Below are 562 nucleotides of genomic sequence, written 5' to 3' on the forward strand. Positions count from 1 at the left end.
GAAGGAAATGAGACTTTGATCACGGTTCCACTTTTTGTTTTTAGTGATTTAATAGTCAAAATAACATTATGTATTTTAAGTGGTTATTTTTTGTTGCTTGAGCGTAACGGCTTTGGGCTGTGATAAATCATATTGATTTTAAATTCTTCAACGCGATCAGCCAGTTCAGGCTTTGGACGCAAAATGTAGCTGTACACCTCGCCATCAAGTAGTTCGTCGTAAGGCGAGTAGCTCAGATCAAATGCTAACGATTGTTGTCTGGTCGTGGGGTTACTAATGTATTCGTAGCAGTCTATTAGGTAAGTCGGATCGTAGGGGTTAGGATCGGAGATGATGTCGACCTGATAGTCTCCTTGACCAGCAATGACATGGCTGCCATACCAGATGGCGACATCAGCACAATACAAGTTTGGATTGTAAGTGCGTAAGTTGAGATCGGAATCGATGCTTTCACCATGAGGCCCAATGACTTGAGTTCCATGGTGATAAATATAATTGCCAATTTCAGCCACGAGATAATCGCCGTTAGGGCGAGGTAGCAAATAGTCAAAAAAGGATATCT

The 562-nt window shown here is 41.6% G+C and carries 1 pseudogene; it reads right to left on the minus strand.

The window, feature by feature from the left end:
• Positions 1-83 precede the first annotated feature (83 nt).
• Positions 84-562, minus strand: a pseudogene (locus tag R8O10_RS26760) (hypothetical protein); the annotation flags it as partial.

Source organism: Vibrio sp. 1727, assembly GCF_033344415.1.
Lineage (GTDB): Bacteria > Pseudomonadota > Gammaproteobacteria > Enterobacterales > Vibrionaceae > Vibrio > Vibrio alginolyticus.